Origin of the sequence: Martelella radicis (assembly GCF_014196625.1) — a bacterium.
Taxonomy (GTDB): domain Bacteria; phylum Pseudomonadota; class Alphaproteobacteria; order Rhizobiales; family Rhizobiaceae; genus Martelella; species Martelella radicis.
In genome coordinates this window covers 73,616-88,133 of the sequence record NZ_JACIDZ010000016.1, presented here as the reverse complement: position 1 = coordinate 88,133, position 14,518 = coordinate 73,616, and the positions used below count along the sequence as shown (strand labels likewise).

The following is a 14,518-nucleotide window of genomic DNA, read 5'->3' as shown; positions in this document are numbered from 1 at the left end:
CGCCTAAACCAGCCAGCTTTCCGGGCGCTCGATCGGCTCCGAACGGTTGACCTTCTGCAGGCCGATGATCACGCGGACGATGACCCAGACGGCCGTGGCCAGGAAACCGAACACGCCGATGATGACGAAGGTCAGCACGAAGGAGATCGCCGAAAACAGAAGCGCGATCCAGAAGGTGCGGATTGCCCAGGTGTAGTGCGTCTTCAGCCAGTCCTCGGCCTTGTCGCGGTTCATATAGGCCGAGATCAGACCGATGACGCCGGCGATGAAGATCACGCAACTGACGAGATAGAGGATATAGATGAGGATGACGTTGTTCCTGGTCGGATCCATCCAACCATCGCCAAACCGTTTGGGCGGTGTCGTCTGCGGGTCGCTCATGCTGCCATCTCCTCTTTCGCCATCTTTCCGGGGCTGAAGATCCCCTTCGGGTCGAGTTTCTGCTTGATCCGCGCCGAAAGGGCGGCAATGGCCGGCGGCTGCGGTTCGAAGGCGGGGATCAGCGCCCGCGCGGTCGGGTCCGCGCGCATCAGCGTGGCATGGCCGCCGCCATGGGACTTGATCAGCGCCCTCAGCCGGCCCGGTTCCGGCGCGCCGTCCATGCGCATCCAGATCAGCCCGCCCTGCCAGTCGTAAAGGGCGTCCACTGCTGCCCCCAGGCGGATGTCGGCGACGAGCTTCGCGGCTTCCGACGGCGCGATACTGACGCGCCAGAGCGGGCGCAGCGATTTTTCCGCATAGGGCGCGGCGTCGCGGATCTCGCGCCAGAGCGTGGCGGTTTTCGTCGCCTCCAGTTCGGCGACGGGACCGATCGCGCCGGCATAATCCTTCAGCTTTTCGGCGCGGACGGCAACCGATTCCGGCAGGCCCTCAAGCCTGAGGCAGGTGGCACTGTCGCCTTCGAGCGCGCCGGACAGGAAGGCGGGGCGGACGCTGTAGGGCAGGTGGGCCGTGCCCGAGACCTCCAGCGGCAGCGCCATGGCGGCCGCCATCAGCGCAATGGCGTCGTCATCGGTCAGGTCGGAGACGACGATGGTGGTCGCCGCCTTCGGCGCCGGCAGCACCTTGAAGGTCACTTCCGTCAGGAAGCCGAGCGTGCCGTGGGAGCCCGCCATCAGTCGGGCAAGGTCAAGCCCGGTCACATTCTTCATCACCCGGCCACCGGCCTTGATCGCCTCACCCTTGCCGTTGATGAAACGCGCGCCCAACAGATGATCGCGGGCAGCCCCCGCAAGCGCGAAGCGGCGAGGACCGGAGACATTGGCGGCGAACACGCCGCCGATCGTCGGCGTGCCCTCGGTATTCATGATGCCGCGATGGTCCATCGGCTCGAAGGCGAGGAACTGGCCGTTTGCCCTGAGCGCCGCCTCGATTTCGGCTAGCGGCGTGCCGGCCCGCGCCGTCATCACCATCTCCGATGGCTCGTAGGAGACGATGCCGGAAAGCGCCGACGACGAAAGCGTGGTTTCGGCCGTGGGCGGATTGCCGAAACCCGACCGCGTATTGCCGCCGCAAAGGGCAAGCGGCACGCCCGTCTCGAAATGGCGGGCGATGATGCCGGCGGCCTCGGCCTCGTTGTCAGGTGTCAGGATCTCAGTCATCACGGCCCTCCAGCGGGAAAACCTTGGAGGGGTTCAGCATCCAGTCCGGATCGAAGGCGGCGCGCACTGCCATCTGCTGACGCAGGTCGGCGTCGGAATATTGATGGCGCATCAGGTCGCGTTTCTCGATGCCGACGCCGTGCTCGCCGGTCAGGCAGCCGCCGGCATCGACGCAGAGTTTGAGGATTTCCGCGCCCGCTTCCTCGGCGCGCGCGGCGTCTTCCGGATCGTTGATGTTGTAGAGGATCAGCGGATGCATGTTGCCGTCGCCGGCATGGAACACATTGGCGACGCGCAGGCCGTAGCGGTCGGTGATCTCGCTGGTCTTCTGCAGCACATAGGAAAGCTGGCTGAGCGGTACGGTGCCGTCCATGCAGATATAGTCGGCGATCCGGCCGGTCGCGCCGAAGGCGGACTTGCGGCCCTTCCAGATGAGGGCGGCTTCCGTCGCCGACTGGCTGCGGCGGATCGCCATCACGCCGTGGCGTTCGGCGATCGCGACGATCTCGGCGAGCATCGCCTCCATCTCGTCTTCCGAGCCCTCGACCTCGATGATCAGAAGCGCGCCGGCGTCGAGCGGATAGCCGGCCTTGGCAAAGGCCTCGCAGATCTCGATCGCCGGCTTGTCCATGAATTCGATGGCGACGGGAATGATGCCGGAGGCGATGATATCGGTGACGCAGGCGCCGGCCTGTTCCGAGGTCGGGAAGCCGAAGAGAACGGGCCGCGCGCCTTCCGGACTTGCCAGAAGCCGGACGGTTGCCTCGGTGATGATGCCGAGCTGGCCTTCCGAGCCGCAGACGAGCGCCATCAGGTCGTAGCCGGCACTATCCAGCGCCTTGCCGCCAAGGTCGATCACCGTGCCGTCGATCAGCACCATCTTCACGCCGAGAAGGTTGTTCGTCGTCACCCCGTATTTGAGACAGTGCGCGCCGCCGGAATTCATGCCGATATTGCCGCCGATGGTGCAGGCAAGCTGCGAACTCGGGTCCGGCGCATAGAAGAAGCCCTCCGGCTTCACCGCCTCGGAAATGGCGATATTGGTGACGCCCGCCTGGACGGTCGCGGCGCGGTTCGGCAGGTCGATGTCGAGAATGCGGTTCATGCGCGAAAGCCCGAGGATGATTGCGTCCTCCTGGCCGATGGCGCCGCCGGAAAGCGAGGTGCCTGCGCCGCGCGGGACCACGGGAATGCCGTTCTCGTGGCAATAGGAAAGTACCTTCGCCACCTGCTGCGTCGTTTCCGGCAGGCAGACGGCGAGCGGCAGGCGGGTATAGGCGATGAAGCCGTCCGTCTCGAAGGGCACCAGTTCGCGCCCCTCGTGGATGAGCGCGTCCTTCGGCAGAATGGCCTGAAGATCGGAAATAATCTCGCTCCGCCGGGCCAGAATATCGGCCTTCGGCGTGCTGAACGCGATAGCGCCGGACAAGGGGTCACCTCCGCATCTTGCGAAACACAATGCGTGTTTCGGTCTCCTCCCGCGTTCTATCATTGGCCTTCTGGCAAGACAAATGCTAACACTTGTTCCCATATGGCAAAAATGGCGGGCACTATGAACCTGACCGATATCGAGATCTTTGCCCGCGTGGCGACGACCGGCAGCATGACGGAGGCGGCGCATGAGCTGAGGCTTTCGCCCGCCGTCGTCTCCAAAAGCATCAAGCGGCTGGAGGAGGCGCTCGGCGCGCGGCTTCTGCAGCGAACCACGCGGCGGGTGATGCTCACGGAAACCGGGCGGGGCTATTATGAGCGTATCCTGCCCGTTCTGGCAGGGGCGGAGGAAGCGCAGGCCTTTGTCGAGGGGCGCACGGCCGCCGTCAGGGGGCGGCTCCGGGTCTCCGCGCCCACATCCTTCGGCCGCATGCATATCGCTCCGCACCTCTCCACCTTCATGAACGCCCATGAGTCGCTTGAGATCGAGCTGCTTTTGAACGACGCCTTTGTCGATATCGTCGCCGAGGGCTTCGATGTCGCCATCCGCATCGGCGAGTTGAGCGACAGTTCGCTTGTTGCGCGCAAGCTTGCGCCGGTGAAACGCATCCTGTGCGCGGCGCCGTCCTATGTGGAGAAAATGGGCATGCCGGAAACGCTCGCCGATCTCGATCGCCACATCTGCCTGCCGGCGCATAACGGCGATCACTGGCGACTTGCCGGACCGGAAGGGGCGATCGCGCTGCGCCCGCAGGGTCGGCTCGTCACCAATTCCAGCGAGGTGGTGCGCGGGGCTGTCTTGGCGGGGATGGGGATTGCGTTGCGCTCGACCTGGGATATCGGTTCGGAGCTTGCAAGCGGCAGGCTGGTTCAGGTGCTGAAACAATATGAAAGCCCGGGCGATGTCGGGCTTTTCGCGGTCTATCCCAGCCGCAATTTCCTGCCGGAGAAAGTGCGGCTGTTCATCGACTTCCTGGCCAAGCTCTACGCCCCCGCATCCTATTGGGGGGCGTGAGCAGAGGCCCACGTCAGGCGACGATCAATATGCCGGTGATCAGCGAAATCAGGATCACGACCAGAACGATGAAGATCAGAATGCGGGCGATGCCGGCCGAAAGACCCGCCACGCCGCGAAAGCCGAGAAGGCTGGCGACTGCCGCGATGATCAGCAATATCAGGATCCACTCAAGCATTGTATTTCCTTTCGGCGTGTTTCATCTGTGAAGTTGAAACAAAAACGGCGATGTAAGCCGAAAGTTCCCGCGATGCCGGTCACGCGCGGTTTTGCTGTCGCGAGAATGGCCGAAAAGCCAGATAATTTCACAAAAGCTTCACGGGAGTGCCGTTTCCATGGTGACAAGCCATGATAGAAACGGGTTTTATCAATTTCGCGGGGACTGTGCTTGAGTCTGCATCTTTTTGCGGACGCCCTGCCGGAAGGAACCACGCGGGACATGCCATCAGAAAAGAAGCTGGCTGAAGAGACGGACATGATCGAAGCCCGCCAGCAATATGCCGCCCTTTGCTACAGGCTGACCCGCAGCAAGAAGAAGACCGCGATCGAAGTGCTGCTGATCACCAGCCGCGACACGGGCCGCTGGGTCACGCCCAAGGGCTGGCCGATGGCGAACAAGGCCCCGCACGAGGTCGCCGCCCAGGAGGCCTTCGAGGAGGCCGGCATCAAGGGCAAGGTCGCCGAAAAGCCCCTCGGAAATTATTCCTATCTGAAACGGCTCGACAACGGCACGTCCGTGCCCTGCGTCGTCGATCTCTACCCCTTGCGCGTGCGCAAGGCCAAGTCGAAATACCCCGAGGCCGACGAGCGGACCCGCAAGTGGACGACGCCGGAGGAAGCAGCCGAACTCGTGCATGAAAGCGAGCTGAAGACGCTGCTGATCGAGCTCATCAACCTGCTCGAAGGGTGAGGCGGCCGCCTGCCATTCTGATTGGCGCTGAAATCCGATAGGCTTCACAGCAAGACTATTCGAATCGCGGGAGCCATGATGCGCGCCAATTATCGTCTGCAGCGCCTCTATGTCGAGGCCGGCCTTGCCGCCGGAGAGGCCTTCGAGGCCGACAGGAACCAGTTTCATTATCTTGCCCATGTCATCCGCGCCGAAGAGGGCACCGAGCTTCTGCTGTTCAACGGGCGCGATGGCGAATGGCTGGCGCGGATCTCCTATCCGACCCGCAAGAAGATCACGCTTCAGCCCGTGGAACAGACCCGGCCGCAGCCGCCCCTGCCGGACCTGACCTATCTGTTCGCGCCGCTGAAGGTCGGGCGGATGGACTATATGGTGCAAAAGGCGGTCGAGATGGGCGCGGGCCGCATCCAGCCGGTGATGACCCAGCATGTCCAGGGCAAGCCCGGCAAGAGCGACCGGCTCGCGGCCAACATCATCGAGGCGGCCGAGCAATGCGGCGTTCTCGCCGTTCCCGAACTTCTTGAACCGGTGAAGCTCGCCGACCTTCTGGAGGGGTGGGAGGCGGACCGGCGGCTGATCTTCTGCGACGAGGCGGATGAAGACCAGAACCCTGTGACGGCGCTTCAGCGGGTTACGGAGAAGAAACTCGCGCTGCTGATCGGGCCCGAGGGCGGGTTTTCGGACGAGGAACGGGCGATGCTCAGGTCGCGACCCTTCGTCACGCCAATCCCGCTCGGTCCCCGCATCCTCAGGGCGGATACGGCAGCGGTCGCCGCCCTCACGGTGATCCAGGCGACAATCGGCGACTGGAAATAAAGCCAACGGTCTGCGGAGCCTGTCACGTCCCCGTGCATTTATCCATTATTCAAGGAAATTGACTTGATCGCCCGGACAAACCGGGCCAATAGCGATGGAAAACCCGGCGCCGACCGGCAGACGATATCGAGGAACTTCCATGGCCCGTGACACTTCCGACGCCACGCCGATCACCGACACGGCGGAACTTGCCGCCTATCTGGAGGCAGGCTGCAAGCCCGAGGCGGATTTCCGCATCGGCACAGAGCATGAGAAGTTTCCCTTCTTCAAGGCGGACAATTCGCCTGTGCCCTATGAGGGCGAGCGCTCGATCTCGGCCATTCTCGAGGGCATGAAAGCCAAGCTCGGCTGGGACGCGATCATGGACGGCGACAATATCATCGGCCTCGCCGAACCCTCCGGCATGGGCGCGATTTCGCTGGAGCCGGGCGGCCAGTTCGAGCTTTCCGGCGCGCCGCTTGCAACCCTGCACGAGACCTGCCGGGAATCGAACCGGCATCTGGCGGTGCTGCGCTCGGTGGCGGAACCGATGGGTATCGGCTTTCTCGGCGTTGGCGGCAGCCCGAAATGGACGCTCGCCGAAACGCCGCGCATGCCGAAATCGCGCTACGGCATCATGAGCAACTACATGCCGAAGGTCGGTACGCAGGGCCTCGACATGATGTACCGGACCTGCACGATCCAGGTGAATATCGATTTCTCCTCCGAGGCCGACATGCGCCGGAAGATGGCGCTGTCGCAGAAGCTGCAGCCGCTGGCCACCGCGCTCTTCGCCTCCTCGCCCTTCACCGAGGGCAAGCCGAACGGGCTCCTCTCCTGGCGCGGCGATATCTGGCGCGACACCGACAACAACCGCGCCGGTCTTCTCGACTGCGCCTTCGAGCCCGGCTTCGGCTTCGAGCAATATGTCGAATGGGCGCTCGACGTGCCGATGTATTTCATCATTCGCGACGGGCGTTATCGCGACTGCACCAACATCACCTTCCGCCAGTTCATGGCCGGCGCGCTGAAGGGCGAGGTCGAGGAATGGCAGCCGACCATGGGCGACTGGACCAACCACCTGTCGACGCTGTTTCCCGATGTGCGGCTGAAGCGTTTCCTGGAAATGCGCGGCGCCGACGGCGGCACCTGGCGGCGCATCTGCGCGCTGCCCTCCTTCTGGGTCGGTCTGCTCTATGATGCCGGCGCCATGGATGCCGCCGAAGAACTGACCGCCGACTGGTCGATCGCCGACATTCATCGCCTGCGCGACGAAGTGCCCCGGCTGGCGCTGAAGGCCGAGATCGGCGGGCGTTCACTGCTCGACGTCGGCCGCGAGGTGATCGAGATCGCCCGGACCGGGCTCAAGACCCGCAATAATCTGAATGCCAGCGGCCAGAGCGAGGCGGTCTTCCTGATGACGCTCGACGAGATCATGGCCAAGAAGGCGACCTTCGCCGAGGACCTTCTGGCACTCTATCACGGTCGCTGGAACGGTTCGGTCGACCCGTTGTTCGCCGAGTTCCAGTATTGAGCCCAGATTCCTGAAAATTTGCCGGAAGATTTTTCGTCGTTCCGGGTCTATAGTCTCCGCTTCAGGCGGAGGCTTGGCGATGGCTGTTACAGGTATTGGCGGTTTCTTCTTTCGTGCGCGCGATCCGGAGGCGCTTCGCGCCTGGTATGTCGAACATCTGGGAGTCGGATCGGTGCCCTATGGGGCCTGGGACACGATGGCAGGTCCTTCGGTGTTCGCGCCCTTTCCGGCCGATACCGACTATTTTCCCGAAGACCACGGCTTCATGCTGAACCTGCGGGTCGACGACCTCGAGGGCCTCTGCGCCAGCCTGCGGGCGGCCGGCATCGCGGTGATCACCAATCCGGAATGGGACATGCCGGGCGTCGGCCGTTTCGCCCGCATTCACGATCCCGAAGGCAATCCGCTCGAACTCTGGCAGCCCGACAAGGGCGATTGAAACCCTCCACGCTCGAACCCGCGAGAGTGCTGCAAAATGCGGTGAAAGAGCGAAGGCATGGCTCTGCGAGAAACAGGCCTGCTTTCCTTGTCTGCGCCGGGTCTCATCCGGCCTCGATCAGCGCGGGTCCGGCGGCGGCGATCGCCTCCAGCATGGCGCGGTCGGCCTCAGCGCCGGTGATGATGCCGTCGACATCGCCTAACGCGCCGATGACGAAGGATGACACCGCGCCGATCTTCTCGGAGGAGGCGAGGACATAGGTCGAACCCGAAAGGTCTATGACCTTCCTCTTGACCTCCGCCTCCTCGCTGTCGCCGGTGGTGACCCCGTGATCGGGATGCAGCCCCGTCGCGCCGATGAAGGCGATGTCGGGGCGAAAACGGGACAGCCAGGACATGGTCGCGGCGCCGGTCGTGACGATGGAATGGCGGAACAGGCGGCCGCCGACGATTTCGATGTCGATGCGGGGACAGCGCATCAGTTCCAAGGCGACATTGGGCGAGTGGGTCATGACGGTTGCCGCAAGCGTTTCAGGCAGGCTGCGGGCGACATTCAGGGCCGTCGTGCCGCCGTCGAGAAAGATGAGCTGCCCGGCTTCGACCAGATTTGCCGCCGCCCGGCCGATCGCCGCCTTTTCCGCATCCTGGAGCTTCAGCCTCCCGTCAAAGGGCGCGGTCGCCGGCGAAAGCGGCATTGCGCCGCCATGCACGCGCTTGAGCTTGCCGTCGCGGGCGAGTTCCCGCAGATCGCGGCGAATCGTGTCTTCGGACACGCCCATTGCATCGCTTGCCGAACGGGCAACGACGTGCCCCGTTTCGGCGAGAATGGCGAGAAGTCTCGCCTTGCGTTCTTCGACCAGCATGATTTGCTCCTTGACTCTGCACGAAAGTACACGAAAATGCACGAAATTAACAGGGAGATCTGGCGATGTCCGACAATTTCAGGCTGCTCTCGCAAAGCCTTCTGTCAGAAGACTGGGGCAAGTTGACGAAATATGACTTCGAGCTCCGTCTGCGGGACGGAAGCTGGCAAAGGCAGTCCCGCGAGGTGTATGACCGGGGCAACGGCGCCACCTGTCTTCTTCACAATCTCGACCGGGATACCGTGCTGTTGACCCGGCAGTTTCGCCTGCCCGCCTTGCTCAATGGCGGTCTGACGGAACTGGTCGAGACGCCGGCCGGGCTTCTCGAGGGAGCCGAGCCGGCGGAGCGGATGCGCCTGGAGCTCATGGAGGAAACCGGCTACGCGGTCTCCGCGCTGACCCATCTCTTCGACCTCTACATGAGTCCCGGTTCCGTGAGCGAGTATCTCGCTTTCTTCACCGGGGAGTATCGGGATGCGGACAGGGTTGGGGACGGCGGCGGAGACCGGGAGGAGGGCGAGGATATCGCGGTCCTCGAGATCGGCCTGAGCCACGCACTGGCGATGATCGAGGCAGGTGTCATCCGTGACGCCAAGACGGTCATCCTGTTGCAGCGCTTCGCATTGCTGCGGTCGGCATCCGCATAAAAAAAGCCCGGAAAACGATGTTTCCGGGCAAAATGCAGAGTGAAGGCTGAACCACCCTGCGGGGAAAATGACGCTTTTCTTCGGGCCGAGGTTGGGATTACGGCCGTCAAACCAACGCCAAAACTTGAGAAAAGCCAGAATTTCGGAATTCTGGTGCGAAAGGCCTGCCGCCGGCGCCACGCAAGGCATCATGCCCCGGCGGCGCGGCAACAGGGTCCGTCAGATGACCATGCGCTGCGAACGGTTGCAGGCGGCCCGCTTCAGGTCCACCATCGGATCTTCCTTGACCGGAGCCATATAGGCGCGGTCGACATCAAGGCGCGAAAGACCGATATCCTTCAGAAGCGCGTCGTCCATGTCGGCCATATAGCGGATGGCCGCGCGGTTCTTGGCAAAACGGGCGAATGCGGCGCGCAGTGCGGCAAAGCCCGCGAAAAGGGAGTGGTGCCGGTGCGCCAGAGCCCGGCTTGCAGGCGCTCTTTCAATAAACGACATCGTCGCCTCCTTCGGTCGGACCGCCAGTCGCGGCCCTGGTGAACTCGTTCCGGAAGCATTCCCCTCAGCGCGTCTTTGCGCGCGTCTGCCGCCGGCTTTTGACGAACAAACCGAAATTTTTGCCCTGCAGCCACCCGAAACATGCGAATGGTGTTTCTGCCGGCAAACGGAATGCCCGTTTCGTTGCTTGACAAAATGGCGATTCCTTATTGATCAGTCCAACGAATGTTTTTAATATCAAACATCAATAGACTTGATGGGTGGTTTCATGGTTGCGCCTTTGGATATCGATCAGCTTCAGACTTTCGTCGCCATTGTCGACAACGGCTCGTTCACGCGCGCCGCCGAGCAGGTGTTCAAGACCCAGTCTGCGGTCTCCATGCAGATGCGTCGTCTCGAAGACCGGATCGGCAAGCAGCTCTTCACCAAGGACGGTCGCGGCGTGCGGCTGACGGATGAGGGCGACAAGCTCCTGAACTACGCCCGGAGGATCATCCGGCTCAACAACGAGGCGATCGCCGCCTTCGACGACAATCGGCTTGAGGGCTCGATCCGCATCGGCACGCCGGATGACTATGCCGACCGCTACATGCCGGACATCATCAACCGTTTCGCCAAATCCCATCCCAATGTCGAACTCTACATCGTCTGCGAGGATTCCAATGATCTCGTGGAGCGGCTGAAGCAGGGCGAACTCGATATGGCGCTGGTCACCCACAATCCGCGCACGCGCGATTCGGAAGTGGTGCGAACCGAGCCCTTGTGCTGGGTGGCGTCGGCCAACCACGCGCTGCCGGTCGACCGGCCGGTGCCGCTGGCCGTCGGGCGGCGCGATTGCCGTTGGCGGCAGCTTGCCATTGCGGCGCTTGAGGGCGTGGACAGGGAATACCGCGTCTTGTTCACCAGCTGGTCGGCAACGGTCGTGGCCTCTGCCGTTCTTGCCGGCATGGCGATCTCGATCCTGCCGGAATCGGCACTGCGCAACGGCATGCGGGTGTTGACCCAGGCTGACGGCTTTCCGCCGCTGCCGCCGGTGCAGATCGGCCTGATGAAACGGCCCGGCGCCTCCGCCTCGCTGACGACGGCGCTCTCCAACCACATCATCGCCTCGCTCGACAATATCAGCGCCGTCGAGGCTTCTCCCGGCTTCGAGCTGGACGTCAAGGCGCTGCCGCGTTCGCAGCGGATGAAGCCCGCTCATGTTGCGGCAAGCTGGTAGGCTTGTCTTGTCACGCGGAGAATGAACAAAGGCCGGCGCGCCATGCGCCGGCCTTTTTATCGTCTCGGGCCAAAAGCCGGCTGTTTCTCCGGCGGGAAGTCAGGCGAACGCCGCGCCGCCTTCAAGGGCAGCCATTTCGGCCTTCGCATCCGCGCCGGCCGGAATACGCATCGGCATGGCCGGATCGGTCGCCGCCTGCAGAACCGCCTCCGCGACATCTTCTGGATGCGTCACCAGATCCGCGGGCGCTTCGGCCCATTGCCTGAAGACGCCGTCAGCAAGCTCCTGATAGGCCGCCGGTACTCTCATGCCGTCGGGCGAAAGCGCGGCCGCGTTCTTGCCGAAATCGGTGGCCGGTGACCGGCCGGGCAGGACGATCCGGACGTTGATGCCGAAGGGCGCAAGTTCCAGCGCCAGGCACTCGGAAAAGGCGTTCACGGCCGCCTTGCTGGCCGTGTAGACCGCAAGAAGATGCAGCGGCCGGATCGTGACCGAGGATGTGACGTTGACGATCGCGCCGGATCCGCGCGCGCGAAACTGCGGCAGGAACGCCTGGGTCAGCGCCATCAGGCCGATCGTGTTTGTCTCGAAAACCCTGCGAATGACCTCGACCGGCGTGCCCTCGAGGGCGTTGAGCCAGCCGATGCCGGCATTGTTGACGAGAATGTCGACCGGTCCGGCGGTTTCGACCGCGGCGGCGATGCTGTCCGGGTCGGTCACGTCGAGCGGCAGAATTTTCAGATTTTCCGATGCGGGGAACAGCGCGGCATCGGGCGTGCGCATGGTTGCGATGACTTTGTCGCCGCGATCGAGAAAGGCTTTCGCGGTCTCAAGCCCGAAACCCGACGAGCAGCCGGTGATGAGGATGGTTTTCATAAGGGACTCCTTCGCCGCGGCCGCAGGCGCTTGCACGCCGGTCTGGGGCCCACGACAGGTGGATTTCATGACGGATCAGCACCCGTGCTGACAGAAGCACCATAGACGCAAGGCTCTGGACGGGCCATAATGGATCATCGCTATTACATCATAGAAAGTCCGGTTTGTCCGATCCTCTCGCCGATCTTGTTTCGTTCCTGCAACCGCGCGCTCCCTATTCGAAATGGGTCACGACGGCCGGCCCCTGGCTGATACACCGCGAACAGACCGGACAGGTCTTCTATTGCCTTGTTCTTGAGGGGGCGGTCCGTTTCCAGGCCGATGGGCGGGAGGCGGTCACGCTCCGGCAGGGCGATTTCGTCTTGGTGCCGTCATCCTTCGGGTTCACCAGCAGTTCTGTCGATACGCGACCGTCGGTTGCTTCGACGCCGGTGCTTCTCGAAAACGGCGCGCTCCGGCTTGGTCGCATGGGCGGCCCGGCGGAGAGCCAGTATCTTGTCGGCCACTGTGTTTTCGGCGCGGAAGATGCGTCGCTTCTGGTTTCGCTTCTGCCCGAAATCGTGATCGTACGGCGCGAAGACCGCCTCGCGGCTCTTGCCAAGCTGGTGCGGGAGGAAACCCTGTCGCGGCGTCCGGCGCGCGATGTCGTGCTCGAACGCCTGCTGGAGGTACTGTTCATCGAAGCCCTCAGGTCCACGGCCGCCTGCGATGCCGCCCCTGGCCTGCTGCGCGGCCTTGGCGACGCGCGGCTGGCCGAGGCGATCCGCGCCATGCATCGCGCGCCGGAGCGCAATTGGACTGTCGCTGAGCTCGCCGATCTCGCGGTGCTGTCGCGGTCTTCGTTTTTTGCCCGCTTCAGCAAGACCGTCGGCGTGCCGCCGATGGAATACCTCTTTGCCTGGCGGATGGCTCTGGCGAAAAAGCTCCTGGCACAGGGGGATCTGTCGGTCGCGGCCATCGCGGAACGCGTCGGCTACGGTTCCTCCAGCGCGTTCAGTCTCGCCTTCACACGCCACAGCGGGCTGGCGCCTGCGCATTTCGCTCGGGCCCAAACTCGGGTGGCGGCCGAATAACGAGAAAGGCCGGCGCATCGGACGCCGGCCTTCGCCTTATGGCGTATCGGATGGCGGGTTACTCCGCCGCGTTCGGCGTGCCCGGCGTCGAGATCGCGTTGGCCTCGTAGCCATGGGCTTCCTTCAGCGCGGCGCGCACGCCGGCTTCATAGTCCGGGTGGACCTGTTTGAAGAGCGCCAGCTGACGCTCGATGATCTCGCCCGGAACGCCGCCCATGGCCGCCGCGATATTGTCGAAGAGACGCGCCTTCTGGCCATCATCGAACAGTTCGAACAGCGCGCGCGGCTGGGAAAAGTCGTCATTGCCTTCACGATGGTTGAACCGGCCCATGTCGCCTTCGATGGCGAGCGGCGGCTCCATCGCCGACTTGTCCTCGACAGGGCCGCCCATGCTGTTCGGCTCGTAATAGGCATCCGTCACTCCGGTCTTCTGGCCGAAGAAGTTCATCTGGCCATCCTTGTGATAGTGATGGACCGGACATTTCGGCGCGTTGACCGGCAGGGCCTCGTAATGCGTGCCGAGGCGATAGCGGTGGGCATCGGCATAGGAGAAGATGCGCGCCTGCAGCATCTTGTCCGGCGAATGCGAGATGCCGGGCACGATGTTGGAGGGCGAGAACGCCGCCTGTTCGATTTCCGCGAAGTAATTGTCGGCGTTGCGGTTGAGCTCCATCACGCCGATGTCGATCGGCGGATAGTCGCTGTGTGGCCAGACCTTGGTAAGGTCGAACGGATTGTAGGGCGTCTTGTCGGCGTCGGCCTCCGGCATGATCTGCACCTGGACCTTCCAACGCGGGTAGTTGCCGGTCTCGACCTTGTCGAACAGGGCTTCCTGATAGGTCTCGCGGCTCTTGCCGATCAGCTTTTCCGCTTCGTCATTGGTAAAGTGCTTGTGGCCCTGTTCCGTCTTGAAGTGGAACTTGACCCAGAAGCGTTCGCCGGCTTCATTCCACAGCGAATAGGTGTGCGAGCCATAGCCGTTCATGAAGGTCGGGTCGACCGGGATGCCGCGATCCGACATCAGGATCGTCACCTGGTGCAGGCTTTCCGGCGACAACGACCAGAAGTCCCACATCGCCTTCGGCGATCTGAGATTGGTGCGCGGGTGGCGCTTCTGCGTGTGGATGAAGTCGGGGAACTTGTAGGGGTCGCGGACGAAGAACACCGGCGTGTTGTTGCCGACGAGGTCCCAGTTGCCGTCCTCGGTGTAGAATTTCAGGGCGAAGCCGCGCACGTCGCGCTCGGCGTCCGCCGCGCCCTGTTCGCCGGCAACGGTGGAGAACCGGGCGAGCATCGGCGTTTCCGCGCCCGGCTGGAGACACTTGGCCTTGGTGTATTTCGAGATGTCGCCGGTGATCTTCAGCGTGCCGAAGGCGCCCCAGCCCTTGGCGTGGACCACGCGCTCGGGGATGCGCTCGCGGTTCTGGTGGGCGAGCTTTTCGATCAGCTGGTAGTCCTGGATCATCACCCCGCCGCGCGGGCCGGCGGTCATCGAATTCTGGTTGTCGGGCAGGGCAGCACCCGCCGTCGTGGTCAATGTCGGTTTCTTGTCGGTCATGATTTCCTCCTTCTTGTCGCCTGTTTTCCTGGCTGACTTTCGGCCACTCGAGGGGCCTTTCCG

General features: G+C 63.3%; 16 protein-coding genes. 8 read left to right on the top strand and 8 right to left on the bottom strand.

Annotation, left to right across the window (positions count from 1 at the left end; all coding sequences use genetic code 11):
• Nucleotides 1–3 precede the first annotated feature (3 nt).
• From GGR30_RS19890 to GGR30_RS19880, 3 genes are read right to left on the bottom strand one after another with little or no spacing between them, the layout of a single operon-like run.
• The gene (locus tag GGR30_RS19890; protein WP_183490256.1) at nucleotides 4–381 is read right to left on the bottom strand and encodes a DUF4870 family protein; all 378 of its coding nucleotides are present in this window, start codon (nucleotides 379–381) and stop codon (nucleotides 4–6) included.
• Nucleotides 378–1,601, bottom strand: coding sequence for a glycolate oxidase subunit GlcE (gene glcE, locus GGR30_RS19885; protein ID WP_183490253.1), 1,224 nt, complete (start codon nucleotides 1,599–1,601; stop codon nucleotides 378–380). The genes GGR30_RS19890 and glcE overlap by 4 nt, the downstream gene beginning before the upstream one ends.
• A complete protein-coding gene (locus GGR30_RS19880; protein ID WP_183490250.1) occupies nucleotides 1,594–3,030 on the bottom strand; it encodes an FAD-binding oxidoreductase in 1,437 nt (478 codons plus the stop codon). Before GGR30_RS19880 ends, glcE begins: the two co-directional genes overlap by 8 nt.
• A gap of 123 nt (nucleotides 3,031–3,153) precedes the next feature.
• On the opposite strand from GGR30_RS19880, the gene GGR30_RS19875 reads away from it, so the two are divergent.
• Nucleotides 3,154–4,047 carry a LysR family transcriptional regulator gene (locus GGR30_RS19875; RefSeq protein ID WP_183490247.1) on the top strand — a complete coding sequence of 298 codons (894 nt, stop codon included), beginning with the start codon at nucleotides 3,154–3,156 and terminating at the stop codon, nucleotides 4,045–4,047.
• A gap of 13 nt (nucleotides 4,048–4,060) precedes the next feature.
• Here the strand turns inward: GGR30_RS19875 and GGR30_RS19870 are convergent, their stop codons facing one another.
• Nucleotides 4,061–4,225 carry a DUF1328 family protein gene (locus GGR30_RS19870; protein ID WP_183490244.1) on the bottom strand — a complete coding sequence of 55 codons (165 nt, stop codon included), beginning with the start codon at nucleotides 4,223–4,225 and terminating at the stop codon, nucleotides 4,061–4,063.
• 261 nt (nucleotides 4,226–4,486) lie between these two features.
• Here GGR30_RS19870 and GGR30_RS19865 point away from each other — a divergent pair, with 261 nt between their 5' ends.
• From GGR30_RS19865 to GGR30_RS19850, 4 genes are all read left to right on the top strand, one after another.
• Entirely contained in the window at nucleotides 4,487–4,957 is a 471-nt protein-coding gene (locus tag GGR30_RS19865) for an NUDIX hydrolase (protein ID WP_246414049.1), read from the top strand.
• Nucleotides 4,958–5,035: 78 nt separating this feature from the next.
• Nucleotides 5,036–5,773 carry a 16S rRNA (uracil(1498)-N(3))-methyltransferase gene (locus GGR30_RS19860; RefSeq protein WP_183490321.1) on the top strand — a complete coding sequence of 246 codons (738 nt, stop codon included), beginning with the start codon at nucleotides 5,036–5,038 and terminating at the stop codon, nucleotides 5,771–5,773.
• Nucleotides 5,774–5,912: 139 nt separating this feature from the next.
• The gene (locus GGR30_RS19855; protein WP_183490241.1) at nucleotides 5,913–7,286 is read left to right on the top strand and encodes a glutamate--cysteine ligase; all 1,374 of its coding nucleotides are present in this window, start codon (nucleotides 5,913–5,915) and stop codon (nucleotides 7,284–7,286) included.
• A 79-nt stretch (nucleotides 7,287–7,365) separates the two neighbouring features.
• Nucleotides 7,366–7,725 carry a VOC family protein gene (locus GGR30_RS19850; RefSeq protein WP_183490236.1) on the top strand — a complete coding sequence of 120 codons (360 nt, stop codon included), beginning with the start codon at nucleotides 7,366–7,368 and terminating at the stop codon, nucleotides 7,723–7,725.
• Nucleotides 7,726–7,828: 103 nt separating this feature from the next.
• Here the strand turns inward: GGR30_RS19850 and GGR30_RS19845 are convergent, their stop codons facing one another.
• Nucleotides 7,829–8,587, bottom strand: a complete 759-nt coding sequence (locus GGR30_RS19845) for a DeoR/GlpR family DNA-binding transcription regulator (protein WP_183490233.1) — start codon at nucleotides 8,585–8,587, stop codon at nucleotides 7,829–7,831.
• Between the two features lie 65 nt (nucleotides 8,588–8,652).
• Here GGR30_RS19845 and GGR30_RS19840 point away from each other — a divergent pair, with 65 nt between their 5' ends.
• Entirely contained in the window at nucleotides 8,653–9,234 is a 582-nt protein-coding gene (locus tag GGR30_RS19840; RefSeq protein WP_183490230.1) for an NUDIX hydrolase, read from the top strand.
• Between the two features lie 219 nt (nucleotides 9,235–9,453).
• Here GGR30_RS19840 and GGR30_RS19835 read toward each other — a convergent pair whose 3' ends face one another.
• Nucleotides 9,454–9,729: a YjiS-like domain-containing protein gene (locus tag GGR30_RS19835; protein ID WP_183490227.1), complete on the bottom strand. Its 276-nt coding sequence runs from the start codon at nucleotides 9,727–9,729 to the stop codon at nucleotides 9,454–9,456.
• Nucleotides 9,730–9,997: 268 nt separating this feature from the next.
• Between GGR30_RS19835 and GGR30_RS19830 the strand changes: the two genes are divergently transcribed.
• A complete protein-coding gene (locus tag GGR30_RS19830) occupies nucleotides 9,998–10,948 on the top strand; it encodes a LysR substrate-binding domain-containing protein (protein ID WP_183490224.1) in 951 nt (316 codons plus the stop codon).
• 99 nt (nucleotides 10,949–11,047) lie between these two features.
• Here GGR30_RS19830 and GGR30_RS19825 read toward each other — a convergent pair whose 3' ends face one another.
• Complete coding sequence (locus tag GGR30_RS19825; protein ID WP_183490221.1) at nucleotides 11,048–11,824, bottom strand: SDR family oxidoreductase; 777 nt, start codon at nucleotides 11,822–11,824, stop codon at nucleotides 11,048–11,050.
• Nucleotides 11,825–11,988: 164 nt separating this feature from the next.
• Here GGR30_RS19825 and GGR30_RS19820 point away from each other — a divergent pair, with 164 nt between their 5' ends.
• Nucleotides 11,989–12,897 (top strand): AraC family transcriptional regulator, encoded by a 909-nt coding sequence (locus GGR30_RS19820; protein ID WP_183490218.1) that lies wholly within the window; start codon nucleotides 11,989–11,991, stop codon nucleotides 12,895–12,897.
• A 58-nt stretch (nucleotides 12,898–12,955) separates the two neighbouring features.
• Here GGR30_RS19820 and katA read toward each other — a convergent pair whose 3' ends face one another.
• Complete coding sequence (katA, locus tag GGR30_RS19815) at nucleotides 12,956–14,455, bottom strand: catalase KatA (RefSeq protein WP_183490215.1); 1,500 nt, start codon at nucleotides 14,453–14,455, stop codon at nucleotides 12,956–12,958.
• Nucleotides 14,456–14,518 lie beyond the last annotated feature (63 nt).